The 205-nt window shown below is 71.7% G+C and carries 1 protein-coding gene; it reads left to right on the top strand.

Annotated features, from left to right (window positions below; genetic code table 11):
* Positions 1-205: helix-turn-helix domain-containing protein (locus ACLQ2Q_RS22270; RefSeq protein ID WP_425824099.1), on the top strand; the 205-nt coding region annotated here is incomplete at both ends.

Consider the following 205-nt stretch of genomic DNA (forward strand, 5'->3'; position numbering starts at 1 on the left):
GGGTGCGGCCGCGCCGTGGCCGGAATCTGCAGGGCCGGTATCTGTCGTTCGCGGAGCGTGAGGAGATCGCGGTCGGTATCGCGGCGGGCGAGTCGGTGCGGTCGATCGCAGCCCGAATTGGGCGGGCGCCGTCGACGGTGTCGCGGGAGCTGACCCGCAACACGGTGCGTGGCCGATATCGCGCATCGGTGGCGCATGTGACCGC

The sequence above is a fragment of the Microbacterium sp. DT81.1 genome (genome assembly GCF_049844955.1).
Taxonomy (GTDB): domain Bacteria; phylum Actinomycetota; class Actinomycetes; order Actinomycetales; family Microbacteriaceae; genus Microbacterium.